This is a genomic window from Azospirillum argentinense, from assembly GCF_000632475.1.
In the GTDB taxonomy this organism is placed as follows: Bacteria; Pseudomonadota; Alphaproteobacteria; order Azospirillales; family Azospirillaceae; genus Azospirillum; species Azospirillum baldaniorum.
Genome location: NZ_CP007793.1, coordinates 1,499,119 through 1,521,230, shown reverse-complemented (window position 1 = coordinate 1,521,230; position 22,112 = coordinate 1,499,119). Strand labels below are relative to the sequence as shown.

The following is a 22,112-nucleotide window of genomic DNA, read 5'->3' as shown; positions in this document are numbered from 1 at the left end:
GGAACCTCCGTCTTGGCCGTGCTGTTTTCCCCGCGTGAGAACCACACGCACGGAAACCAAGCCGGAGGCACCCACGATGAAACGTTTGCTCCTCAGCGCCGCCATGATCGCGGGGGCGCTCGGGCCTTGGCCGGCATTCGCCGAGACCTGCCCGGAGGGGGTGAACCGGCTGGGCCAGCGCATCGGCGCGCTGGAGGCCGCCGGCAACCAGACTCCCGCCTCCATCAGCCCGCAGGAGATCGGCCAGCTCCGTGCCCTGCGCCAGACCGCCGAGCGCGCCGGGCAGCGGGGCGGCGAGCCGGCCTGCCAGACTATCCTGGGCGAGGCCGACGCCCTGCTGCGCTCGGTCGAGCATCCGCGCGTGGTTGCCGCCGACGACCTGTCGAAGGCCAAGCTGCACAACGCCAGCGGCGAGGAGATGGGCTCCATTTCCGAACTGGTGGTCGATCCGAACACTGGGCGCGTTGCCTATGCGGTGGTCGAAGCCGGTGGGTTCCTCGGTCTTGGTGAGCGCAACTTCCCGGTTCCCTGGGCACTGATCCAGCCGGCGCAAGGAGGGGCGGCGCAGTCCGGTGACGGCTATGTCCTGAACGTGACCAAGGACCGGCTGACCGCGGCGCCGCAATTCACCCGTTCCAACCGCCCGGACATGTCGGACCGGCAATGGGCGGTGGCGCTGCACACCTATTACGGAGTCCAGCCCTATTGGATGCGCGACGGTGCGGCCCTCGCCGCGGTTGGTATGCCGGAGGGCGGTGCCGCGGGATCGCCGCAGCTCCAGTCGGAGGTGCAGCGCCTCTCGCAGGAGGTGGACCGGCTGAACCGCGAGCTGTCGCAGGCCCGCACGCTGGCCGATACGGCCCGCAAGCCCGACGGGACGGCGCAGCCGGGCTCGTCCGGTTCGACCGGCGCTGCGCCGGCGCCGGGCCAAGGCGGGTCCACGCCGCCCGCTCCGCAGCAGTGACCCCCGAAGCAGTGACTGTAGAAAAAGATCGAGGAGAGCAGCGATGGCGATGACGAGCCAAAAGGGCATGGGCAGCCGCGACGCGGCCCTGCCGGACGATCTCGAACGCATGATCAACGTCGGGCACACCGAACGTCTGGTATCTCTGGTCGGCGGCGGGCTTCTCGCCGTGCTTGGGCTGCGCCGTCCAACCGTCGGTGGGGCGGCGCTGGCTCTGGCCGGCGGCGCTCTGGTCGCCCGTGGGCTGACCGGCTATTGCCCGGCCAAGGCGATGATGGAGGATTTTGGCGGCCATCACGACGGGGCGGGCACCCCCGCTGAGGATGTGGATCAAGGCGTCCATCGGTACTCGCGTCATCCCGGCGACATCTACGACGACGCCGACGAGAAGGAGAAGGTGGACGAGGCGTCGATGGAATCCTTCCCGGCCAGCGATCCGCCGTCCTTCACGCCCGGCGCCGTTTGATCGTCTCCGGTTCCATAGAAGCCGGTCCTGCGAAAAGGCCCCTCCGAAAGGTGGGGCCTTTGTTTTTGTTGCGGTCCTCGTTATGAATACGCAAGAAAGAGGTATGGATTGCCGCTGCGGACTTCGCGTCTTCGCTGTGTGAAGGCTGTGTTACGGATAAACAAAGCGATAATGTCGGATATATTGCGACTTTAACAAGTTGCCTATGACCTTCGATTGCATTATGGTGCGTTGCACAATTCGAGTGATCCGATCTGGCGCACTCTGAATCCGGCCACCTTGCAATCCGGGAAAGCCAGCCTATGACCACGATCATCCCCGCCGCCACCACTCTTGAAGGCAAGAAGGGCCTCGTGCTCGGCATCGCCAACGATCAGTCGATCGCGTGGGGCTGCGCCCGCGCCTTCCGCGCTCTGGGCGCGGATCTCGCGGTCAGCTACCTCAACGACAAGGCGAAGCGCTTCGTCGAGCCGCTGGCCCAGCAGCTCGAAGCGGAGATCTTCGAACCGGTGGACGTCACCGGCGAGGGTGAGCTGAAGGCCATCTTCGAGAAGATCGAGCAGAAGTGGGGCAAGCTGGACTTCGCGCTGCATTCCATCGCCTTCGCCCCGAAGGACGATCTGCACGGCCGCGTCGTCGATTGCTCGCGCGAGGGCTTCCAGATGGCGATGGACGTGTCCTGCCACTCCTTCATCCGCATGGCCCGCTACGCGGAGCCGCTGATGAAGGACGGCGGTTCGCTGTTCACCATGTCCTATTTCGGCGCCAACCGCGTGATCGACAATTACGGCGTCATGGGTCCGGTGAAGGCCGCCCTGGAGGCCAGCGTGCGCTATCTGGCGGCGGAACTGGGCCCGAAGGGCATCCGCGTCCACGCCATCTCCCCCGGCCCGATCAAGACCCGCGCCGCCTCCGGCATCGCCCATTTCGACGAGTTGATGGAGAAGGCCGCGGAGCGCGCACCGGAGCAGCGCCTCGTCACCATCGAAGAGGTCGGCTACACCACCGCCTTCCTGGCGACCGACGGCGCCAAGGGCATCACCGGCAGCACCACCTATGTGGATTGCGGCTATTCGATCGTCGGCTGATCGGGCGTTGTTTGACAGGTAAGTTGGGGCGGCTGATCGTCGCCTCATCTTCATAAAGTTGATGCGAAGGCAGGCGGAAACATGACGTTTCCCCTGCCTTTTCGCGTCTTTGTTTTGGTGCGGCAAAATGCCATGTGACGATCGTATGCGTTCGTTTTGTAGAAAATGCGCCCATAATGCAGGCAAAGGCCGTCGGTTGCGGAGTCGGCGGTAACAAGGGTCGCGGCGTCCGGTATTTACGGTTCCTTGACGGGTTGCGCACCTTCATCTTCAGTTGCGCAAGCTACGGCGCGCTTCCCTTCAATGCGGTGGCTTTCGGCGGAATGGCCCGGTAGCCGCGGAAGTCAGGGTGCGGAGGGTTCATGGGTGTCATTACGTGGAGGCGGCAGCTCAGCGTCGGCCAGCCGTCCATCGATGAAGATCACAAGCACCTGATCGAGTATCTGAACGAACTGGACGCCGCGCTGAATTCGCGCAGCTTCATGCCGGTGCGCGTCGCCAAGATCCTCATGAAACTGCTGGAATACACCCAGCAGCATTTCGCCCGCGAAGAAAAGATCATGCAGGCCGTGCATTACCCGAAGTTCGAGGAGCACGTCCGCCAGCATCACGAGGCCGTGCGGACGCTGAGCGAACTGTCCGCGGTCTTCACGCGGGACCCGACGCATCAGAACGCCGAGCGGATTTATACCTTCACCGCGAACTGGCTGGTCCACCACATCATCATGCAGGACACGCAGCTGACCCCCTATGTGCGGGGCGTCTGGGTCTGAGGGCCGGACAGGGCGTTACAGGAAGGCGCTGCGCCGCCGGCCTGCGGCGTTCTCCCAAGCCCACTCGACGACGAGGCTCAGCAGCCGCTCCAGCGTCGGACGCACCTGACGCGCCGACTCCTCGCGGAAGCCGAAGGGAGCCTCCTCGTCCATGTAGGTGAGCTGCGACAGTTCGAGCTGGATCGAATGGATGTTGTCGGCGGGGTTGCCGTAGCGGCGGGTGATGAAGCCGCCCTTGAAGCGCCCGTTCTGCACCGAGGAAAAGCGCCCGGTCGCGGTGAGCACGTTCATCACCCGGCCGACCAGCGCCGGCGAGGCGCTGGACCCTTCCGCCGTGCCCAGGCTGAAATCCTGGATCTGCCCGTCGAAGAAGCGCGGCACGCGCGATCGGATGGAATGGGCGTCGAACAGCACCGCCACGCCGAAGCGTTCCTTCAGCGCTTGAAGCTCGCCGTTGAGCTGCTCGTGATAGGGGCGCCAATAGGCGCCGCACCGCCGCTGCACCTCTGCCGCGTCCGGCTCCTGCCCCGGGCGGTAGACCGGCTGGTGATCGAAGGTGGTGAGGGGACAGAGTTCGGTGCTGCCGGCGCCGGGGGCGGGAAGGGCGCTGTCGGGATCGCGGTTGAGGTCGATCACATAGCGCGAGAGGATGGGCTTCAGGAAGCCGACGCCCAGCGCCGGGGCGAAGTGATAGAGCCGGTCGAGATGCCAGTCGGTGTCCGGCATCGCCAGGGCGGAGTCGGTCATGATGGCCGCGATGTCCGGCGGCACGACGGTGCCGACATGCGGGATGCTGAGCAGGACGGGGGTTTCCCCCGGCTGGAAGCGGAACGTCTCCATGCCAACACCCTTTGTTTCCTGGCCCGATTCATCAAGCCATTCGTGCAACAACGGTTTGATGCGCCGCAGCATGATCGGAACTATGCGGCGCAACCGGCATGGCGGTCAAATCCTATTGCGTATTTGTTATAAAGGCTTCAACGGGTTGTGGCGGCCGTGGCCGCCGCAACCACCTCACGCTTCCAGATCGCCTTCGCTTTCCTCGGCCACATGGTCGACCATGTCCGACAGGACGCGCCGGATGTGCTCGTCGGTGATCAGGTAGAAGACACGGTTGCCGCGCCGTTCCGCCTGGATCAGCCGTCCCGCCCGAAGCAGGCGGAGGTGATGGCTGACCAGGGACGGCGACAGGCCCAGCGCCGCCGCCATGTCGCCGACCGAGGTCGAGGTGTCCAGGCAGGCCAGGATGATGCGCAGCCGGCTGGGGTCGCTCATCAGGCGGAACATGTCGGCCAGTTCGGTGGTCTGGTCTTCGGACAGGCGGAGATGCGCCGGCTTGTCCTTCGGTGCTGACCCTTTTTGCATGCCGCGTTGATTCCCGCTCGTAAGGTTTTTATCGGTGGTTGCCGCTCTTACAAAGTATAGGTCGGCCGCCGCGTCAATCCCATAGGTCGGCGTAGCGATGCCCGAAGTCGCCGGGCGGCGGCATCTTACGTACGGCCTATCGCTCGCCTGTTGACGTTGGGCGAGGGCTCGGGAACAATTCGGCCACAAGCATGACGGTCTGGGGCAAAGGCCGCACAGGATGCCTTCAACGATCGAATGAACGCGATCGGATGAACGGTCGAACCAACGGCCGAAACGGGCAGATCGAGGGGGAGGAAGCCATGACGTCGCGCCGACAGGTTTTGTTGCCGCTCGCGCTGGCCCCGGTGGCCGGCTGGGCGATCTGGGCGACCAACGCCAGCGAACCCACGCATCCCGCCGGGCCATTCCATCTGCCGCTGGACGACACCACGGCCCTGTGGCGGGATCTGGTGCAGGTCCGCATGGAAGGTCCGGCGGCCAATCCAGTCTTCCCGACCCGGGTCAAGGCGCTGGAGGGCAAGCTGGTGACGGTCCGCGGCTTCATGGTGCCGTTGAGCGACGCGCCGGCCCACAACCGTTTCATCCTCGCTGCCAACCCCATCTCCTGTCCGGCCTGCCACCGGCCCAGCCCGTCCACCATGCTGCACGTCCACAGCCAGATCCCGGTCCGCGAGTCGCAGGCCCCGGTGCTGATAACCGGCACCTTGCGGCTGAACCCCTTGGAGGGGTTGTTCTACCGTCTCGACCGCGCGGAGCTGCGCTACGCTTGATCGTTGCGGATCGGATCGGTCGTTCCTTTTTCCGTTGTGGCATGAAATGCTGCCGCCTGTTCGTCGGAGTAATGGCGGGGATCGCGTGGCCGGAAGGGGAGTGGCGCTGGGGCGGGCCGCCGGGTTGTTCCTGGCGCTCATCCTCTATGGCCTGCTGAGCGCTCCCGCACCGGGGCGGGTCCGTTTGGCCGAGGCGGCCATCGGGGCGTTGCTGGTGCTGGGCGTCGGGCTGCTGCGCCCCCTGTCCGTGGCGACGGGCCACGCCTTGCTGGAACGCGATTCGCCGCCCTGGGAGTTGCCCGCGGTGCTGGCCCTGGCGGTGCTGCTGTGGTGCCCGCTGATGCGCGGCGTGTGGCTGGATTGGGCGCCGGACGACATGCTGCGCGACGTGGTGCCGCTGCTTTATCTGTTCCTTCCCGTGTTGCTGGTGCCGATGCTGCGTGCCGCCCCCGACCGGGCTGTGGCGCTGCTGGCCGCGGGCATGGCGCTGGCCGGGATCGGTTTCGCGCTGCGTTGGTGGAAGCAGGCGCATTGGGGGTTTGGCGCCATCGGCGTCCGGGCGATGGCGGATGGCGGCGTCTATCTGCTGAACGCTCCGTCCGTCCTGTTCGCCGCCATCGCGCTGCCGGTCTTCGGAGTCGGTGCGTTGGCGCGCGGCCGCTGGCTGTGGGGCGCCGTTGGCGTGGCCGCGATTCTGGGCGGGCTTCTGTGTCTGGCGGCGCTGGCCGGAGCGGTGCACCGGATGGCGCTCGGGCTTGCCGCCATGGCCTTCGCCGCCCTGGGGCTGTGGTGGTTGCGCCGGGCGCCCCTGGCCGCGTTGGGCGTGGGGATGGCGGCGCTGCTGTCGGTGACGCTGTTCCCTGAGTTGCTGCTTGGCGCCTTGGGGCAGGCGGCCGAGAAAACCCGGCTGGCTGGGGCCAACACCCGGTGGGAAGAGGCGGAGGCCGCCCTCGGGCAGGCCCTGTCCTCTCCGACTGCCTTCCTGTTCGGGCAGGGGTGGGGAGCGCTCCTCGCCAACCCGGCGGTCGGCGGCTGGCGCGTGTCCTACACCCACACGCTGGCGACCTACGCCGTGGCCAAGGCGGGAGTGGTCGGCTTGTGCGCCCTTGTTGCCTATTTCGGCGGGCTGGCTCCGCGTGTGCTGGCGTTTCTCCGTTCCGATCCCGCGCTTGGTTGGGCGGTGGTGGCGCCGCTCCTGATGGCGCTCCTGGCGCATACGAGCTTCAATGGCGTTGAAACAAAACAAAAACAATAACTTACAAGGCTATTTTCCATCTTTCGCCCTGGGGCGAAAATCCTCCAATTTTGCGATGGCGGAGACGGCCCGGCGGCGTTGATCGGCTGCGCGCGTGTAGTGCTCGACCATCGCCAGCGTGGCGTGACCGGTGACCGCAGCAATCTCGTGCGCGCTGCAGCCAGCTTCGGCCAAGCGGGACGCCGCCACCTTGCGCAGGCCGTGGAACACGTAGCCGACGAACTCCGGCCGGGCGCGATCTCCATTTATTTCGCCCTTCGCTCCGACCCGTTTCCTCCCGCGCAGGCATCGGCTGAACATGGTGGCGAACGATGGGCCATCTTTCCATGGCGCTCCGGTTGGGCGCTCTAGGATCATCGTCGTTTTGGCGCTGTCCCTCCAGGCGTTCAGTTCGGCGCGCAGGGCGGCGTGGCACGGGACCCACAGCTTGGCCCCGGTCTTTTCCTGCACGACTCGGATTGCCGACCCGTCGTAATCCGCCCAGGTCATGCGGATGCAGTCCCCCTCGCGCTGCCCGGTATAGAGACCGAGAACAACGGCCCGCCGCGCCCATTCCGGCAGGATGCCCGGCGTGATCGCGCGCTCCACCAGATCATCAGGCCATGTCGCATATTCCCCGGTGGCGAGCGTCTTGATGCGCAGGGCGGGGTGGTAATCGATGTATTCCCGGTCCACCGCGAACTGGAGGATGATGCCCCACATGATGTGGAGGGAGTTCGCCGCGCACGGGGTGTCGGCCAGATTGTCGCGATGGGCGAGGATGTGCCGGCGCTTGATCGTCTTGATGTTGACCTCGCCGAATCGGTCCACGATGTAGCCGAGCGAGCGCTCATAGCTCCGTTTGCTGTTCGGTCTGAGCTTGGTGAAGCCCGAACTCAACCGGTACTCCCTCACCACTGCTTCAACCGTGCGAACGCGGGGCTGTCCGCTCCGCGTTTTCCGTTCGTAGGTGTAGGTCTTAACGGTGCCGTCCGCGAGCGTCCGCTTTACGGTCTTTCCGGCCATCGGCAACCATCCTTGCCACGATTTCATCAGGGTCAGCAGAGCGTGGCGGGGTGCTGGTTGCCGCGTCAAGCCCGCGCCTTGCCGCTGCGCGCAGTTCGTCCACCGGCCACCGCTTCAGCCCGCCGATCACAGCAGGCTTCGGCAGGACGCCTTTCTCGACCCAACGCCGCACGGTCGTCTTGCTGGTGTCGAAGAAGTCAGCAACGGACGACTCGGACAGATACTCGGTCCCCATCCCTACGCCCCCTCTCCCTGCGCCCCGCGGGCGGCCAGATACTTCATGTCTGCCGGCGACAGAAGGCCGACGCTGTAGCTGCTGCGATCCGGCGCCGGGGTCAGGACTTCGCGCCCGCAATCGGGGCACGAACGCACGCCCCAATCGCCATCATTCCGGCGGTGCAGTTTCTTCGGAACATCGGTGATGTCCTCTTGGCAGAACGGGCAGCGTGCGCCCAACTCGAAGCCCAGCGGGTCCATGAGCATCTTGGTTCTCGGACCCTTGGCTCGGTCCAGAAGGGCGTCAGCCATTCCCTTCCTCCCTCGTCTCGGTGGGCAGGAGGCCGGAGGCGCGGGCCTTGGCGAGGGCTTCGGCGTCAGCTACCTGAATGCGTTCCCAATTGTCCTTTCTCTGACGGTCCTCTTCATCGCGGCCGGCAGAGAAGGCATCCAAGGCTCGACGGTACGCTTGCTGTGGGGTCAGACCATCGGTGAACATCTGGCGCCAATATTCTGGGAAGACGGAAAACTCTCCGGGCTCAAACCCGTACTCACCCTGGATCACGTCCTCTTCGAGATGCTGGAGCCACGTCCGGAAAGCCGGTGTGATCTCGTCGTCACCATCATCGTCGCCGTCTTCGTCGGGCAGCAGGTTCGCCAGATCGCCGATAGCGTCTTCCGGCACGATGAAGTGCCCGGCAGCATCCTGTTCGGTCTCGCGGACGACACGCCCAGCTGCTTCGCGAAGCTCCGCCAGCTCCCACGCGATGTCTCCGCCCTGCGCCTGCCCCATGTCCTGCATCGCGAAGACGCGCACGGCGTCCTTGTCCACGTCGTGGGCTTCCATCAGCCATTGCGGCTCGGGGTGCCATTCTGTGGCGCCGTGGTAGACCCGGATCGGGATTGCCCGGCGGGTGCCGGTTTCGCCGCGGTAGTTGGTGTAGGTGAAGACGAGCGGTTCGCCCTGCGCCTGCTGTGCGCCCGATGAGAGGGCGGCGTCGATGATGTCGGTGTTCTGCTCGTCCCGCTCTTGATTGGAAAAATACCAGTTTGGGCTGTTCAATCGCTCCCTCACCGTGGTTAGAGCCTCCCGCACCGCTGCCTCTCGCGCCTCTGCGGCGGAAAGGGCGGACTCAAGCTTCTGCCGAACCCGCCACGCAGCATTGGCGGCCTTCTCGAATTTGGTGCGGGCAGCAGCAAGGACCGCCTCCGCCTGGGTGCGCGCTGTCCGTTCATCCGCATAGGCCCGCACCACTCCACCGTATGCCGTAGCGTCGGCCCCATGGAGCATCGTGGCGACCACCGAGACGGCGGCGGCGTGGCTCTCAGCTCCGGTCAGGCGGGCCAGTTCGGATAGCAGGGCCTCCGCCTGGGTGGCGCGGGCCTCGGCTGCCAAAGCATCGTCCAAACGGTGAGCGGCCTGCTGCTCCCAGCTATCGCGATCCGCCTCCAGTTCCGCGACGCGCGCGGTCAGGGTGTCGATCAGGTCGGCGGCTTGGTCGCACACATCGTAGGCTGTCCCTGAGTGGCGGACAGGATCAGCCTCCAGAAGGCTGCGCAGGCGCGCGCTCAGCGGCGCCGGGGCGGGGGAGGTGGTCATGGGGTCAGTCCTCCTCGTCGGTGTCCAGTGGGCAGTGGCGGCGGCTTTTGGCTGGCTCGCCGTCACGGAGCTGCGGGCATTCGGGGTGGATGCAGTCGCCGTCCTTACCGGCTGCGCAATGCGTGAGAGGTTTGAACGCCTCCATGGGGGCGGGAGCGGAGGGGAGGGGCAGTACCTCCACCTGGAGAGCATCCCAGACGGCCTGGAAGGTGACCCACTTCGGTGATGGCATCCGCATCGTGAGCGAGATGGTCACCGGGCCGCCCGGCTCCTCGCTGTTGGTGATGCTGTCCAGAGTGCCCCTCCACCCCTCCACCCCTCCCGGCGCTGCGGCGGGCGCCAACGACCACCCATGGAACCACGCGAAGGCGCAGTAGGCCGCCACGTCGCGCGGGTCGCCCTTGTGGACGTGCTCGGCCAGCTTCGCCACCAGCTCGTCACGCCAGTCTCCCCGGCGCCACCCGTCGCTGTAGCCGTACTTCACCTCGGCCAGCCGCAGCTTGGCGGCCAGTGCCTCGGCAAAGCCGGTGACCAGTTTTGCGGTGTCGGGGTGCAGGCCGACCGGCAGGGTGATGTAGCCGACCGGGAGAGGTTGTTGCGGCGCTGCGGCGGGCGCAGAGACAGCGCGGGCGGCGGCGATCCATGCGGTCTTGTGCCCTTCGTCCAAGCTGTCCCAAAACTCATCGGGCGTAGCGATCATGCCGCCGGGCCATTTGGTGTCCGACCATGTGTAGGCGATCCGCTTGGCCGTCTCGGTCAGGTCCGGGGCGGCCTCCACGGCGGGGCGGCGGGGCGCTTCCGGTGCGGAGCCTTTCACGTCCCCGGAGGTCGGGACCGGCAGGGCTGCGGCGGCTACGTCGGCGATATCTCGCAGGGTTCCGAGCGCGAGCGGGGCGCCATCATTGATGGCTTCGCGAGCGATGGTCCTGATCTTGGCGAGCGCCGGGAACATGATCTGGTAGGAGGCGGCCCAGACCTTCGCCATCTCCTCCGGGTCTCCGGAGCCGGGGCCTTTGTCGTAGACCTCGCCCAGGATGACGTCGTTCTCGGTGGGGCCGCCCCAGATGAAGCGCCCACGGGCTTCGGCGACGCGGCGGGGCCGTGCGGTCTTGTCGGTCATTGTGTCGGTCTCCTCAGGCCGAGGGCGTGGCTATGCGCGCGATCCCGGCGGCCCGGAAAAAGGCAGCGGCTTCTCGCTCGGTGGCGTCGCGCATGAACGAGTTGTGAATGCCCATCGCCTCATCCTTCAGGCGAGCGGCCTCGCCTTCCAGGGCTTGGGCGATGGCTTCAGTTTGGTCTGCCGCGGGCGTTTCAGGGCGGCGGTTCCAGTTGGCGACCATCTTGTTGGCATCTGCCCATCCGCAACTGTTGACCATCCACGCGCGGATGCTGAGGCTTTCCGCATCCCATGGACCGGCGTGCAACCAGCGGCCCCTGTAAGTGACCTTCAGGGCTCCTCCGGTGTGCGGGCACGGAAGGAGGTCAAGGCCACCCCAGGAGATGCTCTCCGCGTCCTCGCCTTCACGCGCGAGGCGCCATTCCATGCCATCCGGGACCGAACGAACGTAGCCGTCCCAGCGGGAATATTCCGGCCACCACTCGGACGGCCCGTATCCCATGCCGCAGTACTGGAGCTTCGCGCTCCACTCGGGCCGCAGCATCATGCCGCAGATCATGCGGGCCGGGATGCGCCAGCGGTACAGCGCCTTGGTGTCTTCCGGGCGCCGCTCGCTCCACAGAGTCCATTCGGTGTCGGTCATTGCGGTCTCCTCGCTCTGCGCTCAGCGCGGAGCGGTGGGGGTGGGCTGCTGCGCGTCCAGGCGCGCCAGGAAGTCGGCGAGGTCCAGCGTGTCCGGGTGGCGACCGAACTCCTCCACCGCATCCAGGGCGCGGCGAAGCTCCTCCGTCTGCCGACGCGGCGGGTAGAGGTCGGGCGCCTTGAGTGCCCGGACCATGCTGCGCGAGCGGCTGCGGCGCCCGGCCATCACTTCGCTCCCTTCTTCTGCTGGAAGCCGGCCGTGCGGCCCTGGACGAACTCGCGCCAGGCGGCGGCGTGCGCCCCGCCGTTTGCGGCGATCAGCGCGTTGATCCGGTCGGTGTGGTCGTCGAGGAAGGTGACCCACTGCCCGAAGGTCAGGCAGGACGAGCCGATGCGCTGCAACTCGGCCAACTCGTCCGCCCACTCGTCTCCCTCCGGCGCGTCGCCGTCGCCCTCCGGCTGGCCCTCCTCCGGCTTGGTCAGGTAGGCCTTGCGCAGCCGCGCCAGCGTGTCGTCCCCGCCCTCGGTCATGTCGGCGGCCCACTCGGCGGCGTCGCTGTTCAGCTCCCAGAGCTTGGCCGGGTCGGCGGCGCCCTGCAGCGCGGCTTCGAAGCGGGCCAGCCAGTCGGCGGCGCTCGTCGTCTCCGACACCTCGCCGTCCAGCGTGACCAGCTGATAGGTCTGCGGCGGCGGGACGAAGGTTTCAGGCGCGGTGCCGGCGTCATGCTCCAGGGTCGGGGTGGTGCTGAAGTTGGCGAGCTGCTGGGCGGCGGTGACGGCGGCGATGGATGGGCCGGCCTGCCGGCGCTCGTCCGCAGCGTGCATCGCATCGTCCCGCTCGATGACGCGCTCCAGTTCCTCGGACAGCGGCAGAGCCTTCATCAGCCGGCGCAGGACCGTCTTGCGGGCCATCTCGCCCCACCACTCCTTCCACGGGCCGGAATCCTTCGACCGGCTGACGGAGCGAACCTTCTCGATCTCCTGGAAGCTCATCACCTCGACGTGCTTCTCGTCGTCGTCCGTAACGGCGATGGCATAGGCTCCGATGGCCGGGCCGCGGTCCACATCGAGGGTGGGCGGCTTGTGGTGGATGTTGGCATCGAATCCGAGCTGGTAATCAAACTCGTCGTTCTTGTGGACCACGTAGGCGTCCAGCCGCTTGATCTGGCCGCTGTTCATCGCGAGCTTCCGCAGCCCGCGCACCATCGGCATGTACTGGACCTTCTTGACCCAGACGTCCCTGCCGTCCCGCTTCTCCTTGGTGTTGAAGATCACCAGGGCAGCTTCCTTGCCGTTGGGCATCAGGCCGTCCGCCGCCGCCTCCAGGCAGGAGTTGAAGAGGGACCGTCGGTCGGCCTGGGCGAGGTCGGGATTCTTCGCGGCGGCGGTCATCACCACGCGGGCGAACTTGTCGGGCGTGATGTGGCTGGGGAGCGCAACGGAGAACTGCGCCTTCACCGCCTCCTTGGACAGGTCGGCCTGCAGGTCCTTCACGGGGTCGCGCGGGGCGACGGCGGTTCCGGTGTTCGTGGTCATGGTGATCAAGCCTCGCGAATGGTCATGGCCCCGCGGTAGGGCTTGCCGCCCCGCTGCGCGTAGACCCAGGTGATGGAGTGGCCGGCGGCCTTGGCCCGGATCGTCTCCGGGGCGTCGCCGAGCTTCAGGGCGATTTGCGCTTTGACCCGGGCCTCGGCGTCCTCCGCCCGCTTGCGGATGCCCTGAACCTTCAGGAACCGAGCGCAGAGCGTTGGCAGGCGGTTGTCCCCGGTCAGGTCCAGCGGCGCGGACCGCGTCTCGGCGCCCAGCAGCGACAACTCGGCCTGCGTGTCGAAGTCGGCGACGTCGAGCGGCGGCGTGCCGTCCTCCACCGCGCGCCAGAAGGCGGTGACGGCCTGCTCGATCTTGGCAATCGTCGGGTCGTGCCGCTCGATCCGCCCGCGCTTGAGCGACGATCCGCCGACGCAAGCGACGATCCAGCCGTGGGGTGCCCGGACGCGCTCGCACGCAATCTGGTGCTGGAGCTGCAACGTGATGTCGATCGGCGGCGCGGTGATCTCGTCGCCTTCGGTCTTCCACAGGTCGCGGAACACCAGATAGTCGACGTTCTTGATCTCGACCGGCGGCAGGCCGATCTCGTGCACCTCGAAATCACGGCTGGCGCCCATGCCCAGCACCGCGGCGTGGCGGAGGTAACGGTGGACCTTGCGCAGCGGCCAGGGCGCCCATTTGTCCATGGCCGCGTCGGCGATTCCCGCCTCCAGGTGCTTCCCGAGCCGGACGCGCTCGTTGTTGTCCAGATCCTCCGCCGGCAGGACGCCGCGCTTCTGATGGTAGAGCCGGTACCCGGTCGTATGGCGGGACACGCAGCCGAGCATGGTGGCTCCGGCGGGCGGAACCTCGAACATGTGCAGGTAGGCGAGGGCGCCGGTCGGCAGTTGCCACAGGTAGAACAGGCTGGCGATCTCCGACCCGCCGATGTGCTGGGCGCGGAGAGCGTGCCAATCTTCGCGATTTTTCGGAAGAATTGCGTTCACAGCGCCGGCTCCTTGATCGTCTGCAGGTGGAAGTACAGGCGGGCGCAGGCGCGAACGTCGACCAGGGCGTCATGGGCGCCGTCGAGCGGCTCGTTGAAGAAGACGCGGAAGCACTCCTCCAACTTCGGCCACTTCCAATCTCGATCGTGCCGCGGGTTGGCGTGCAGCACCTTCGCCAAGGGGGTGGCGGTGCGCATGGTGCAGAAGGAGGGGACGCTGTAGACGTCCACCGGCACCTGGGCGCGGTGCCGTGCGGCGTCCATCACCGCCAAGTCGAAGGGGACGTTGTGGCCGATTACGATCTCGGCGCGCTGCAGCATGCCCCAGAACACCGACAGGACGGAGCGCAGCGGCACGCCACCACGCTCGGCCACCTCGGTGGTGATGCCGTGCACCGCAGCAGCGGCATCGGGAATTTCCCAGCCGGCCGGGCGGACCAGCAGGTTGACGGAAGCGCGCTCGGTACCGTCCATCTCGGTCAGCAGGGCGGCGAACTGCACGAGATGCGGCTGGTGATCGGCGGTAGGGTCCGCGCGGAAGTCCACCAACCCGGTGGTTTCGGTGTCGAAGAACAGGATCATATCTGCCCCGCTCAGTAGGCGATGGAGACGCGCGGCACGTCGCCCTTGGCGATGGCCGTGATTGCGGTCTTGGCGTCGCCGTAGGACAGGCCGGCGGCGGTCAGCGCGGCGACGGCGGCGTTGTTCACCGTGGCCCGGTGGGTGCGGTCCGCTTCGCGGCGGCTCCGCGCCTCCTCCTCGGCCTTGCGCTCGCCCTCGATCCGCTGGCGTTCCTGGCGGGCGGCTTCTTCGGCCCGCTGCTGGGCGCGCTCCTCGGCCTCCTTGGCGCGGCGATCGGCGTCCAGCCGGTCCCGCTCCGCCTGGGCAGCGCGCTCCTCAGCCTCGGCCTTCTCCCGTTCCGCCTTCTCCTGGATCTGCCGGGCCTCCTGCTCGACCCGCGTCCGTTCGGCGGCGGCGGCGCGTTCCGCCTCCTGGCGGGCCTGTTCGGCGGCGCGCTCCTCGCGCTCCCGCTGTTCCTGCTCCGCTTTCTCCCGAGCGGCTTGGGCTTCGCGCTCTGCAGCTTCCTGGCGCAAGCGCTCCAGCTCGGCGCGCTCGGCGTCGCGCTGGTGGGCTGCCTCCAGCATCATCGCCAACTTGCCGACGGCCTCGGCCTTCGCTGCCTCGGCGCGGGCGGTGAACTCCTGGAAGGTGCTGGTGTCGACGGCCTGGGCGACCGTTAGCCGGTCGGCGATGGCGTCGGTGGTCGGAACGCCGTCAAGCACGGTCAGCCGGGCGATGTCAGCCAGTGCGGATTCGTGTCGGGAAACCCGCGCCTTTTCCGCCTCCTCGAACTCGGTCAGCGGCGCGCGGAACTCCTTCTGGAGGGCCTCCAGCCCGTCCCAGAAGATGCGGCGGATGCCGTCGATGGCGTCCACCTTGACCTTGTAGTCGGCCTTGAGCTGCTTCCCGAAGGCGTCGGCGGCGGTCTTCGACCGGGCGATCTTCGCGGCCATGGACGCGATGGCGTCGCGCCCCTTCTTGGTGGACACGTCGCGGTCGATGGCCAGCACCTCGCGCCGGACGTCGGCGACGATTTCGGCGGCCTTCTCCGGCGTGAAAATCTCGGGTGTCAGGTCGGCGATGATGGCGAGCCCCTTGCCGGTCTCGGTCTTGGGCGCTTCCAGGGTGTCGGTGGTCATTGCTTTCGGGCCTCCTGGCTCCAGCGGTCTTCGTGGGCGCCGACGATGCGGTCCAATTCTGCCTGCTCGGTCGGCGTCAGGCGCTCCAGCGCGCCGACCATCAGGCGAGCGAGCCGGTTGTGTTCCGTGGGGTGGTCGGCATCGATGCCGGTGATCAGCAGCACCTTGCCGTGCAGCAGGATCAGGCTGCCGTAAGCGGTCTCGTCCGATTCGGTGACGGTGTACGGGCTGGCCATCCCCATCACTCCGCGGCCAGGATCTGCAGCGGCTTCGCGCGGCGCAGCGCGTCGGCGAACCACGTCTTCGCGGCCTCGGGGGTGACCAGCAGCCAGCGGCGGGAATCGTTCAGCAGGAAGGCGGCGCGCGCCCGGTCGAGCAGGGCGGTGTCCAGCGTCTGCCCGTCATCGTCGATGCTGGCGACGTAGGTTGCGTCCTCCCACACGTCGATGACGAGGGACAGCCCCAGCGCGCCGAGCTGGAGGGTCTGGCCGAGGTCCGGGCGGACGGTGGCCGCGGGCTCGGGCTGCTGCTCCGCGATCCGCCGAAGCCAGAACCCGAGCTGCACGCAGCACTGCCGGTGGCGGTCGCGCTGGTGGGCCAGCTCCTTCAGGACGGTCCTCTCGGTCCAGTCGCAGCCGGCGACGCGCACGACGTCTGCCTCCGGGTGGTTGCGCAGGTACCGCAGGGCGCTGCACAGGGTCCATGCCGTGCCCCGGTGCCGCTCCGCCCGCTCGCGCCACCGCTGGAGCATCTCCGTTGGGCTGTAGGGGGGCTGGTAAGTGGCGACCCGCCCCAGCGCCTTCGCCCGGCCCGACGTGTGGGCGTGGTCGTCCATCTGCTCCAAATCCTCGATGGTCATGGGCGGGGCGGCGGGGCGGGCGGGCGTGGCGATCAACTTCATCGCGTCCTCCGGGTGTGATGGGGGAGAGAGCCGGCCCTCTACCTCGGGCGCCGGCGCCGGCCTCATGCCCGCCTCGGTCCTGCGCGATCCGCAGTTTTCCCGGCGGTGCTAAGCCGCAGCTCTCTCTGACGCCTCGTGCCCGCTGGGATCATCCATGCGGGCTGGAGCGCGCCGGGGCGCGGGCTATGTCGGGACGGATCAGGCGGCGTACCGGTCGGCGAACTGTCCGCGCAGGGCTTCAAGGCGCCGTTCCAGCTCGGCGATCTCGGCGGCGCGGTCGAAGCCCAAGGCGTGGTGGTGACGGAGGAAGGACAGCCACGTCGCGTGAAGTTCGATGGTGGCGGCGCGGTCGTGCCGGCTGGTCCCGTGGAACAGGCGCTCCACCTCCATCACGCGGCGGTTGCCAGGACGGGTTTCCAGGCGGGCCGGTCGGTCGGGCGCGTCACGCCGTAGGAGCGGAGCGTCTCGACGATCACATCCCAGGTCGCGGCGTCCGGCCGGCCGAAGGTGGACCAATCCCAGATGCCCTCGATGCCGTCGGCGGCGTCCATCGCGGCCTCAATGTTGGGCGCCACGCCGATCAGCGCGCCGGTCGGGAGGTGGGTGAGGTTCCAACCGCCCTTCTCGCCGTGAAGGCCGAAGGGACCGCGGGCCGCGCCAAAGTCGACCGCCATCGGACCAACGATCGTGGCGATCAGGAACGGGTAGGGCGCCCAGGTGGAGGAGGGGGAGGGGGTGTTGAGGGGGAGCATCAGGCGGCTCCCTGGCCGGTGGCGGCCTCGATGGCGCCGCTGACGCGCTGGTAAAAAAGCGCGTGCGCATCATCGAACCCGGCGCAGTACTCTTCGCCCTTGTCGTCAACGCGCTCGCCGCTGGCGTCCATCGCCTTCATGACGGCGGCGGCGATATCGACCGGCTGCGTCACCCCCAGGAGCGCGTCGATCTGCTCCGGGGTCTCGGTCACCTTGTAGGTCTCCGAACCCATGTAGACGGCGGTTTCGTTGATCAGGCGCTCGAAGGCGTCGATGCGCTCGGCGCGGACGCGAAGCGGCTTCCCGTTGGTCCCGGTCAACGTGATGAATTGCGCGATGATCACGGTCTTCTCCCCCTTGTTCGCCTCCCGAGGAGTTCCCGGCGGCACGGGATGGCGCGCCGCCGGGAGAGGTTGGGGAGGTCAACCAGCCCGCCGGGTCATCCGTGGGCGTTGGAGAAATGTAAGCGACGCTTACCTCTGCCCGCAACAGAAAAATGAAAGCGACGCTTACATTGATGCCGGCCCATTGCTTCTCTCATACTCGCGTCGGTGGCGCTCGACGGCGGGCGCTCATGCGGGGGCGTGTGTGGTGGACGGAGCGAATTTCCGGGTCGGTATGGTCTTGGCCCTGGTGAGCGTGGCTGTACTCGCTGGATGCAGGTCATCCCGCGAGGTGGCTGCGGGGGAGTTCGCGGCCCTCTCAGCAAAGTGTGGGCTTCCCACCTTGGCAACCACGGGGCCGAACTTCCGGGAACGCCTCCCAGAAGAGGAGGCGGCCAGCCGATATCAGTGCGTGGCGGAGGGATTCGCAGCATCGCCGGCCTTGGCACAGAACCCGAATGCAGACTTGGTGCGCTACACGATCGCGTTGTCGGAGGTGCTGACGAAGCAGGTTGCTCGCGGCCTCGATCCCGCCATGGCCGAGCTTCAGTTCGCCGAAAAGGAAGCGGAGATGAAAAGTGCTGCGGCGCTCAGGCGCTCGGCAGCGCAGGCGGCAGAGTCCGCAGCGATATCTGACGCACTGGACACGCTGAAAAGGATGCAGCCATCACAGCCGGTCGGGCCTCCGCCGCCGGTCCAGGTCGCGCCCTTTTCATGCCGCAAGAACGCGCTGACGGGAAATCTGAACTGCTGGTGACCAAGCAGGCCGCTGAGCCGTGGCTGAGGTGAGGGAGAGGTCAAGTGCCTGCTGCTAATGATGATAGGAACTACGAGGGTCTTCTTCATAGCATCGAAAAGCAGATTCAGCGAAGGGGCGCGAATGCCCGCGGGGGGGTAGCGTTGAATTTGGCGGGGGAGGCCCCCATGATCCCGGTATGGAAGCTTTGCTGAAGCGCATGGAGCGGATGGAAGATGTCTTGGAGCGCTTGGAGCCTAAGATAATAGAAATCCATGCGTTTATATCTGCTAGCATTCCACATCTTGCAACAAAGGCAGAGATAACCGCGGTTCAGTTAGAAATATCCCATTGTGAAAATCGCATTTCTGACCGTATTAATAATGAGGCGAATGTGCTTTCTGAAAAGATAAACCATAGACCAACCACCGCTGTTATTCTAACAATCTTTGGATTGATGGCGGCAATTGCTGCAGTTCCATGGAAAGAATTGTATAAACTTTTTAGTTTCGAGTAATAATATGGAAGAATCAATTGACAAGAATGAAGATGATCGCGTTTATCAACGGATTAAAGAACTAGAATCCGAACTGCGAGAGCTTCAGCATCGTGCCAAAAACAGTCTTCAGTTGGTTGTCAGCCTTCTGAAACTTCAAAGTGGGCGAATTCGCGATCCAGATGCCCGCGCAGCGTACGAGCAGACATTGCTGCGGATTGGATCATTAACATCCCTGTACCAGCAGCTTCACGAGTCTGGGTCAGGTACTCACTTAGACTTGGGCCGGTATGTTAAAGTGCTTTGCGAAACGTTGAGCACGAGCACCTTTGGCAAGGCGGCCGAAGTCAACGTGAACGTCGATTCTGATCCAATACAGATTGGCTTGTACGAAGCAATGCCGCTCGGCCTAATTATTGTTGAGTTGGTTAGCAACAGCTTACGCCGAGTTCATCCAATTGGTGGACTTATCAGCGTTTCTGTTCGAAAAGAGGGAGGTGGTCGCGCTCGCCTGACAGTAGAGGATAATGGGCAAGCACTGCACGCCTCTTTTGATCCTTTGGCGGAGGACGAACTGATGTTGGCAGAAGCTCTGGCTGCTCAGTTGGGTGATGCTTTGGAAAGCTCTGTTTCTGATGGAAACAATCGGTCAAGTGTGAGCTTTCCAATTTGATGAGTCTTTCCCAAGGGCGCCGCAATGCGCCCTTCGCGTATACGGAGCGGCGCTATGCATCGGTCGTCACTCCGCCGCGACGGCCACCTCGCAGCAAGACGCCTCCGGCCTCGGCGTGGCCGCCCTGAAATACTCCATCACGTAGACCCGTACGACGCTGGAAAAGCTGTCTACGTCTTGGGCTTCCAGTTGACTGGCGAGGCGGGTGCACAGCTTGCTCACCGTCAGGCCCTCCCTCTGCGCGATCTCCGCCAGGGCGTCCCAGAAGGCCGGCTCCAGCCGCATGCTGGTGCGCTTCCCGGCGACGCAGACGTTCTTGAGTTTCTTCGACATGACTTCACCGCCGCGTGTCTGGTTGCACCCCTATGTGTGCACCTTCACGGAGCCGAAAAACATGTGATGAACTTCACACGAAATGCGGGGTCATGCCTCGTGCAGCGAGATCATAGCGGGATCGCCGTCAGCCCACAGTCGCCCTGGCCAATCCGCCGCGCCTGCCCCTCGAAGGCCGCTCGCTCCTCCTCCTCGGGCTCCCTGACGACCAGGGCGTCCCGGCGTTCCGCGCACGGGCTGCCGAGCAGCATCGCGGCGGCAACGGCGCGTGCCCGGCCGGCGTCCCAAGCCGAGACCACGGCCCTATGCCGGGCGTCTTCAACGACGAAAAGCCTACGTGGCGGCTGCTCGGTCATGGCGAACCCCAACATGCGTGTTCGCATTATGTTCGCTTTTGCGGGGTGGGGAGTCAAGGGGTGCCGCGCCGACGCATGATCCTGACCGGCCCATCATCTGCGTCGCCCCGCCGCAGCCGCCGCTGTAAGCCCTTGCAGTTTGCTAATTTCCATAAGCATGCGATGCAATTTGCATACTTGGGTACTCTACTGTTACGGGAATGAAGCGAAAAACCTCTACCAATGTAATCATGTGATCGGGTAGGGTTCAGCATCGTTCAAGCCCACGAACGAAAGGGTCGGCAGAGAGGGGCCTAATCCTCACCGCCGACCTTTATGAGACGAGCTCACCGGGCGACAGATGCCAAATGGCCCTCCGTGCCTGTCCGCACCCGCGCAGGTCATGGAACCCTTGCACATGGTGAGCCAAGTGGGAACCATATCTTACATACGGGAATATTCATTTCCCATTAACCCCAGCCTCCATCGGCCCTTGCCGGAGCGGCCCGCCGCTCGACCCGCGGGCTGGTTAGGCTGAAAATCCTACATGCAGGACAAAAAGCACGCAACCGTATGGACGGGAGCGCGTTTCCGTGGCATCGTTTGTTCTAAATTCGTTCTGGGGGTGCGGATGGGGAGCGGAGTGCTATTGAGCGAAGAGCGCCGCTTGGTCGATGCCATGAGGAAGCTGCCGCCTGAGGCGGTGGCCCGAATTATTCGGGCTGCGGTTCAGCGTCATCAAGAGAGATGCCGGCCCGGCGTGCCTCCCGGTGGATCTGCGCCCATAGCCAATCCTTGTCTTCCGGGGGAAGTTGCCGGTAGATGAACACGAGCCCCCACTCCTCATCGGTCAGCTCTGGCGCAGATTCAACCTTCGCATGGTTGCGCGCCGAGTAGGCCCGGAAAACTGCAGCCTCACCGCCAGGGAGCAGGTTCGCCAAAGCCTCAACTTCCAGCCCGTACAGCCGGGCGAGGCCAAGCAGGTTCTTCGGCTCTGGGGTCGTCTCGCCGCTTTCCCACTGCCCAACTGCTGGCCGGGACACCCCGAGATCGGCAGCCACCTTCGCCTGGGTCAGCTTCTTAGCCTTCCGGGCGTCTCGTAAGCTCTTCGGTAGATCCATGGTCGCAGGTTTTCCCGCACGCGGCAAAGCCTGAATTTGAAAGCAACGCTTACGGAACTCAATGCAAGTGTCGCTTACGTTTCGTGCTTGCCAATTAAGGTAAGCGTCGCTTACATTTGGGGAATGAAAGACCATGCTCTCTCTCAAGCGATAGCGGCAGTGGGTGGACCGGCGGAGCTGGGGCGCCGACTCCAAATCAGCAGCCAAGCCATTTCGCAGTGGCGGAGATGCCCCCCGGAACGGGTGATCCAAGTCGAAGAGGCGACGGGCGGCAAGGTGTCTCGCCATGCGCTGCGCCCCGACCTGTATCCGCTTACGAGGCCCCGCCGCAAGCCGGCGCCCGCCCAACCCAACCAGGGGGCGGCGTGATGAGCGTACGTGAGATCGCCCCCAGTACTGAGCGGGCCGACCGTGTGTTGCGGCAGATCGCTGAACAAGCGGATGTTGCCCGCTCCGAGTTCGGCCCCGATCTGGCCGGTTTCGCCCTGGTCGCGTGGGACATGCGCGGCGCAGTGCGGACGACCATTGACTGCCGCGAAGGCGCCGTTGCGCTGTCCCTTGTCCCTACCTTCGCCCACGACGCGCTGAACCGACACGTCGCCGTGGTGATTCAACAGACCGCCGAGAGCGAAGGGCTGGACGATGTGTGATGCTACTTCTTCTTTTTGCTGCCACCAGGCTTCGGCTTTACCTGCGTCAGAGCTGATCCTGCGGCTGACTTTGCGGCCGCGCTGGCATTCGGATCGCGCAACACCTTCGACGCGTTGCTCGCGGCTTTCTTTCCAGTGGTCTCGTTCTTCGGAGGCATCTGATCGCTCCATGGTTGGTGTGAACAACCCCATGGTAGCGCACGCGGGCGGCGTCGTCATGGCGTCGCCCGCAACT

Annotated in this window: 32 protein-coding genes; 11 read left to right on the top strand and 21 right to left on the bottom strand. The window is 65.8% G+C overall.

The genetic code is table 11. From position 1 onward, the window contains the following. Window positions 1-76: 76 nt before the first annotated feature. The 4 genes from ABAZ39_RS07250 to ABAZ39_RS07235 all read left to right on the top strand — a co-directional run bounded on the left by ABAZ39_RS07250 (window position 77) and on the right by ABAZ39_RS07235 (window position 3,291). Window positions 77-964 (top strand): PRC-barrel domain-containing protein, encoded by an 888-nt coding sequence (locus ABAZ39_RS07250; RefSeq protein WP_038528043.1) that lies wholly within the window; start codon window positions 77-79, stop codon window positions 962-964. A 43-nt stretch (window positions 965-1,007) separates the two neighbouring features. After that, a complete protein-coding gene (locus ABAZ39_RS07245) occupies window positions 1,008-1,430 on the top strand; it encodes a YgaP-like transmembrane domain (RefSeq protein WP_081862914.1) in 423 nt (140 codons plus the stop codon). Window positions 1,431-1,732: 302 nt separating this feature from the next. Beyond that, window positions 1,733-2,518, top strand: coding sequence for an enoyl-ACP reductase FabI (fabI, locus tag ABAZ39_RS07240; RefSeq protein WP_038528041.1), 786 nt, complete (start codon window positions 1,733-1,735; stop codon window positions 2,516-2,518). Between the two features lie 362 nt (window positions 2,519-2,880). Beyond that, complete coding sequence (locus ABAZ39_RS07235; RefSeq protein WP_038528038.1) at window positions 2,881-3,291, top strand: bacteriohemerythrin; 411 nt, start codon at window positions 2,881-2,883, stop codon at window positions 3,289-3,291. Between the two features lie 15 nt (window positions 3,292-3,306). Here the strand turns inward: ABAZ39_RS07235 and hutG are convergent, their stop codons facing one another. Then, complete coding sequence (gene hutG, locus ABAZ39_RS07230; protein WP_038528035.1) at window positions 3,307-4,131, bottom strand: N-formylglutamate deformylase; 825 nt, start codon at window positions 4,129-4,131, stop codon at window positions 3,307-3,309. A 174-nt stretch (window positions 4,132-4,305) separates the two neighbouring features. Next, window positions 4,306-4,656 (bottom strand): ArsR/SmtB family transcription factor, encoded by a 351-nt coding sequence (locus ABAZ39_RS07225; RefSeq protein WP_014240322.1) that lies wholly within the window; start codon window positions 4,654-4,656, stop codon window positions 4,306-4,308. A 302-nt stretch (window positions 4,657-4,958) separates the two neighbouring features. Between ABAZ39_RS07225 and ABAZ39_RS07220 the strand changes: the two genes are divergently transcribed. Then, complete coding sequence (locus ABAZ39_RS07220; RefSeq protein ID WP_038530933.1) at window positions 4,959-5,429, top strand: DUF3299 domain-containing protein; 471 nt, start codon at window positions 4,959-4,961, stop codon at window positions 5,427-5,429. Between the two features lie 85 nt (window positions 5,430-5,514). Further along, a complete protein-coding gene (locus tag ABAZ39_RS07215; protein ID WP_247881645.1) occupies window positions 5,515-6,684 on the top strand; it encodes a hypothetical protein in 1,170 nt (389 codons plus the stop codon). Between the two features lie 9 nt (window positions 6,685-6,693). Here the strand turns inward: ABAZ39_RS07215 and ABAZ39_RS07210 are convergent, their stop codons facing one another. From ABAZ39_RS07210 to ABAZ39_RS07140, 16 genes are all read right to left on the bottom strand, one after another. Then, window positions 6,694-7,689: a tyrosine-type recombinase/integrase gene (locus ABAZ39_RS07210; protein ID WP_051657861.1), complete on the bottom strand. Its 996-nt coding sequence runs from the start codon at window positions 7,687-7,689 to the stop codon at window positions 6,694-6,696. Beyond that, the gene (locus ABAZ39_RS33925) at window positions 7,643-7,924 is read right to left on the bottom strand and encodes a helix-turn-helix transcriptional regulator (protein ID WP_081862913.1); all 282 of its coding nucleotides are present in this window, start codon (window positions 7,922-7,924) and stop codon (window positions 7,643-7,645) included. The genes ABAZ39_RS07210 and ABAZ39_RS33925 overlap by 47 nt, the downstream gene beginning before the upstream one ends. A gap of 2 nt (window positions 7,925-7,926) precedes the next feature. Beyond that, window positions 7,927-8,217 carry a hypothetical protein gene (locus ABAZ39_RS07205; protein ID WP_038528032.1) on the bottom strand — a complete coding sequence of 97 codons (291 nt, stop codon included), beginning with the start codon at window positions 8,215-8,217 and terminating at the stop codon, window positions 7,927-7,929. After that, window positions 8,210-9,505 (bottom strand): hypothetical protein, encoded by a 1,296-nt coding sequence (locus ABAZ39_RS36490; protein WP_038528029.1) that lies wholly within the window; start codon window positions 9,503-9,505, stop codon window positions 8,210-8,212. The genes ABAZ39_RS07205 and ABAZ39_RS36490 overlap by 8 nt, the downstream gene beginning before the upstream one ends. A gap of 4 nt (window positions 9,506-9,509) precedes the next feature. Then, entirely contained in the window at window positions 9,510-10,625 is a 1,116-nt protein-coding gene (locus ABAZ39_RS32895) for a hypothetical protein (protein ID WP_051657860.1), read from the bottom strand. A 13-nt stretch (window positions 10,626-10,638) separates the two neighbouring features. Next, entirely contained in the window at window positions 10,639-11,265 is a 627-nt protein-coding gene (locus ABAZ39_RS07190; RefSeq protein ID WP_038528027.1) for a hypothetical protein, read from the bottom strand. Between the two features lie 21 nt (window positions 11,266-11,286). Next, window positions 11,287-11,490, bottom strand: a complete 204-nt coding sequence (locus tag ABAZ39_RS07185; protein ID WP_038528025.1) for a hypothetical protein — start codon at window positions 11,488-11,490, stop codon at window positions 11,287-11,289. Beyond that, window positions 11,490-12,800: a recombinase RecT gene (locus tag ABAZ39_RS32890; protein ID WP_144243475.1), complete on the bottom strand. Its 1,311-nt coding sequence runs from the start codon at window positions 12,798-12,800 to the stop codon at window positions 11,490-11,492. The genes ABAZ39_RS07185 and ABAZ39_RS32890 overlap by 1 nt, the downstream gene beginning before the upstream one ends. 5 nt (window positions 12,801-12,805) lie before the next feature. Beyond that, window positions 12,806-13,798, bottom strand: coding sequence for a YqaJ viral recombinase family protein (locus ABAZ39_RS07175; RefSeq protein ID WP_038528023.1), 993 nt, complete (start codon window positions 13,796-13,798; stop codon window positions 12,806-12,808). Next, entirely contained in the window at window positions 13,795-14,379 is a 585-nt protein-coding gene (locus tag ABAZ39_RS07170) for a 3'-5' exonuclease (protein WP_038528020.1), read from the bottom strand. The genes ABAZ39_RS07175 and ABAZ39_RS07170 overlap by 4 nt, the downstream gene beginning before the upstream one ends. Window positions 14,380-14,390: 11 nt before the next feature. Next, window positions 14,391-15,497 carry a hypothetical protein gene (locus ABAZ39_RS07165; protein WP_051657858.1) on the bottom strand — a complete coding sequence of 369 codons (1,107 nt, stop codon included), beginning with the start codon at window positions 15,495-15,497 and terminating at the stop codon, window positions 14,391-14,393. Next, the gene (locus tag ABAZ39_RS07160) at window positions 15,494-15,733 is read right to left on the bottom strand and encodes a hypothetical protein (RefSeq protein WP_038528018.1); all 240 of its coding nucleotides are present in this window, start codon (window positions 15,731-15,733) and stop codon (window positions 15,494-15,496) included. The genes ABAZ39_RS07165 and ABAZ39_RS07160 overlap by 4 nt, the downstream gene beginning before the upstream one ends. 5 nt (window positions 15,734-15,738) lie before the next feature. Then, the gene (locus ABAZ39_RS07155) at window positions 15,739-16,398 is read right to left on the bottom strand and encodes a hypothetical protein (protein WP_038528015.1); all 660 of its coding nucleotides are present in this window, start codon (window positions 16,396-16,398) and stop codon (window positions 15,739-15,741) included. A gap of 198 nt (window positions 16,399-16,596) precedes the next feature. Beyond that, a complete protein-coding gene (locus ABAZ39_RS07150) occupies window positions 16,597-16,791 on the bottom strand; it encodes a hypothetical protein (protein ID WP_144243474.1) in 195 nt (64 codons plus the stop codon). After that, on the bottom strand, window positions 16,788-17,150 hold the full coding sequence (locus tag ABAZ39_RS07145) for a hypothetical protein (protein WP_038528010.1): 363 nt from the start codon (window positions 17,148-17,150) through the stop codon (window positions 16,788-16,790). The genes ABAZ39_RS07150 and ABAZ39_RS07145 overlap by 4 nt, the downstream gene beginning before the upstream one ends. After that, complete coding sequence (locus tag ABAZ39_RS07140) at window positions 17,150-17,494, bottom strand: hypothetical protein (protein WP_038528007.1); 345 nt, start codon at window positions 17,492-17,494, stop codon at window positions 17,150-17,152. Before ABAZ39_RS07140 ends, ABAZ39_RS07145 begins: the two co-directional genes overlap by 1 nt. Before the next feature lie 508 nt (window positions 17,495-18,002). On the opposite strand from ABAZ39_RS07140, the gene ABAZ39_RS35450 reads away from it, so the two are divergent. From ABAZ39_RS35450 to ABAZ39_RS33915, 3 genes are all read left to right on the top strand, one after another. Then, window positions 18,003-18,290 carry a hypothetical protein gene (locus ABAZ39_RS35450; RefSeq protein ID WP_144243473.1) on the top strand — a complete coding sequence of 96 codons (288 nt, stop codon included), beginning with the start codon at window positions 18,003-18,005 and terminating at the stop codon, window positions 18,288-18,290. A 178-nt stretch (window positions 18,291-18,468) separates the two neighbouring features. After that, a complete protein-coding gene (locus tag ABAZ39_RS35445; protein WP_144243472.1) occupies window positions 18,469-18,786 on the top strand; it encodes a hypothetical protein in 318 nt (105 codons plus the stop codon). Window positions 18,787-18,790: 4 nt separating this feature from the next. Continuing rightward, window positions 18,791-19,438, top strand: a complete 648-nt coding sequence (locus tag ABAZ39_RS33915) for a sensor histidine kinase (protein ID WP_081862912.1) — start codon at window positions 18,791-18,793, stop codon at window positions 19,436-19,438. Window positions 19,439-19,504: 66 nt separating this feature from the next. On the opposite strand, the gene ABAZ39_RS32885 is transcribed toward ABAZ39_RS33915, so the two are convergent. From ABAZ39_RS32885 to ABAZ39_RS32880, 3 genes are all read right to left on the bottom strand, one after another. Beyond that, complete coding sequence (locus ABAZ39_RS32885) at window positions 19,505-19,771, bottom strand: ribbon-helix-helix domain-containing protein (protein WP_081862911.1); 267 nt, start codon at window positions 19,769-19,771, stop codon at window positions 19,505-19,507. A gap of 110 nt (window positions 19,772-19,881) precedes the next feature. Next, window positions 19,882-20,127, bottom strand: a complete 246-nt coding sequence (locus ABAZ39_RS07125) for a hypothetical protein (RefSeq protein ID WP_247881644.1) — start codon at window positions 20,125-20,127, stop codon at window positions 19,882-19,884. Window positions 20,128-20,819: 692 nt separating this feature from the next. Beyond that, window positions 20,820-21,227: a helix-turn-helix transcriptional regulator gene (locus ABAZ39_RS32880; RefSeq protein ID WP_051657856.1), complete on the bottom strand. Its 408-nt coding sequence runs from the start codon at window positions 21,225-21,227 to the stop codon at window positions 20,820-20,822. Between the two features lie 123 nt (window positions 21,228-21,350). Between ABAZ39_RS32880 and ABAZ39_RS37655 the strand changes: the two genes are divergently transcribed. Both ABAZ39_RS37655 and ABAZ39_RS07115 read left to right on the top strand, forming a co-directional pair. Further along, window positions 21,351-21,596, top strand: a complete 246-nt coding sequence (locus tag ABAZ39_RS37655; RefSeq protein WP_081862909.1) for a transcriptional regulator — start codon at window positions 21,351-21,353, stop codon at window positions 21,594-21,596. Further along, window positions 21,596-21,877, top strand: a complete 282-nt coding sequence (locus tag ABAZ39_RS07115; RefSeq protein WP_051657855.1) for a hypothetical protein — start codon at window positions 21,596-21,598, stop codon at window positions 21,875-21,877. Before ABAZ39_RS37655 ends, ABAZ39_RS07115 begins: the two co-directional genes overlap by 1 nt. Window positions 21,878-22,112: the final 235 nt, after the last annotated feature.

What these genes read in the sequence shown, in the direction of transcription:
- ABAZ39_RS07155 (WP_038528015.1), bottom strand. Translation starts at nt 16,398, where the DNA reads ATGAAGTTGATCGCCACGCCCGCCCGCCCCGCCGCCCCGCCCATGACC.
- ABAZ39_RS07115 (WP_051657855.1), top strand. Translation starts at nt 21,596, where the DNA reads ATGAGCGTACGTGAGATCGCCCCCAGTACTGAGCGGGCCGACCGTGTG.
- ABAZ39_RS07145 (WP_038528010.1), bottom strand. Translation starts at nt 17,150, where the DNA reads ATGCTCCCCCTCAACACCCCCTCCCCCTCCTCCACCTGGGCGCCCTAC.
- hutG (WP_038528035.1), bottom strand. Translation starts at nt 4,131, where the DNA reads ATGGAGACGTTCCGCTTCCAGCCGGGGGAAACCCCCGTCCTGCTCAGC.
- ABAZ39_RS07210 (WP_051657861.1), bottom strand. Translation starts at nt 7,689, where the DNA reads ATGGCCGGAAAGACCGTAAAGCGGACGCTCGCGGACGGCACCGTTAAG.
- ABAZ39_RS32885 (WP_081862911.1), bottom strand. Translation starts at nt 19,771, where the DNA reads ATGTCGAAGAAACTCAAGAACGTCTGCGTCGCCGGGAAGCGCACCAGC.
- ABAZ39_RS07225 (WP_014240322.1), bottom strand. Translation starts at nt 4,656, where the DNA reads ATGCAAAAAGGGTCAGCACCGAAGGACAAGCCGGCGCATCTCCGCCTG.
- ABAZ39_RS07205 (WP_038528032.1), bottom strand. Translation starts at nt 8,217, where the DNA reads ATGGCTGACGCCCTTCTGGACCGAGCCAAGGGTCCGAGAACCAAGATG.
- ABAZ39_RS32895 (WP_051657860.1), bottom strand. Translation starts at nt 10,625, where the DNA reads ATGACCGACAAGACCGCACGGCCCCGCCGCGTCGCCGAAGCCCGTGGG.
- fabI (WP_038528041.1), top strand. Translation starts at nt 1,733, where the DNA reads ATGACCACGATCATCCCCGCCGCCACCACTCTTGAAGGCAAGAAGGGC.
- ABAZ39_RS33925 (WP_081862913.1), bottom strand. Translation starts at nt 7,924, where the DNA reads ATGGGGACCGAGTATCTGTCCGAGTCGTCCGTTGCTGACTTCTTCGAC.
- ABAZ39_RS07190 (WP_038528027.1), bottom strand. Translation starts at nt 11,265, where the DNA reads ATGACCGACACCGAATGGACTCTGTGGAGCGAGCGGCGCCCGGAAGAC.
- ABAZ39_RS32880 (WP_051657856.1), bottom strand. Translation starts at nt 21,227, where the DNA reads ATGGATCTACCGAAGAGCTTACGAGACGCCCGGAAGGCTAAGAAGCTG.
- ABAZ39_RS07250 (WP_038528043.1), top strand. Translation starts at nt 77, where the DNA reads ATGAAACGTTTGCTCCTCAGCGCCGCCATGATCGCGGGGGCGCTCGGG.
- ABAZ39_RS07220 (WP_038530933.1), top strand. Translation starts at nt 4,959, where the DNA reads ATGACGTCGCGCCGACAGGTTTTGTTGCCGCTCGCGCTGGCCCCGGTG.
- ABAZ39_RS33915 (WP_081862912.1), top strand. Translation starts at nt 18,791, where the DNA reads ATGGAAGAATCAATTGACAAGAATGAAGATGATCGCGTTTATCAACGG.
- ABAZ39_RS07165 (WP_051657858.1), bottom strand. Translation starts at nt 15,497, where the DNA reads ATGACCACCGACACCCTGGAAGCGCCCAAGACCGAGACCGGCAAGGGG.
- ABAZ39_RS07170 (WP_038528020.1), bottom strand. Translation starts at nt 14,379, where the DNA reads ATGATCCTGTTCTTCGACACCGAAACCACCGGGTTGGTGGACTTCCGC.
- ABAZ39_RS07235 (WP_038528038.1), top strand. Translation starts at nt 2,881, where the DNA reads ATGGGTGTCATTACGTGGAGGCGGCAGCTCAGCGTCGGCCAGCCGTCC.
- ABAZ39_RS07160 (WP_038528018.1), bottom strand. Translation starts at nt 15,733, where the DNA reads ATGGCCAGCCCGTACACCGTCACCGAATCGGACGAGACCGCTTACGGC.
- ABAZ39_RS36490 (WP_038528029.1), bottom strand. Translation starts at nt 9,505, where the DNA reads ATGACCACCTCCCCCGCCCCGGCGCCGCTGAGCGCGCGCCTGCGCAGC.
- ABAZ39_RS32890 (WP_144243475.1), bottom strand. Translation starts at nt 12,800, where the DNA reads ATGACCACGAACACCGGAACCGCCGTCGCCCCGCGCGACCCCGTGAAG.
- ABAZ39_RS37655 (WP_081862909.1), top strand. Translation starts at nt 21,351, where the DNA reads ATGAAAGACCATGCTCTCTCTCAAGCGATAGCGGCAGTGGGTGGACCG.
- ABAZ39_RS35445 (WP_144243472.1), top strand. Translation starts at nt 18,469, where the DNA reads ATGGAAGCTTTGCTGAAGCGCATGGAGCGGATGGAAGATGTCTTGGAG.
- ABAZ39_RS07185 (WP_038528025.1), bottom strand. Translation starts at nt 11,490, where the DNA reads ATGGCCGGGCGCCGCAGCCGCTCGCGCAGCATGGTCCGGGCACTCAAG.
- ABAZ39_RS07125 (WP_247881644.1), bottom strand. Translation starts at nt 20,127, where the DNA reads ATGACCGAGCAGCCGCCACGTAGGCTTTTCGTCGTTGAAGACGCCCGG.
- ABAZ39_RS07245 (WP_081862914.1), top strand. Translation starts at nt 1,008, where the DNA reads ATGGCGATGACGAGCCAAAAGGGCATGGGCAGCCGCGACGCGGCCCTG.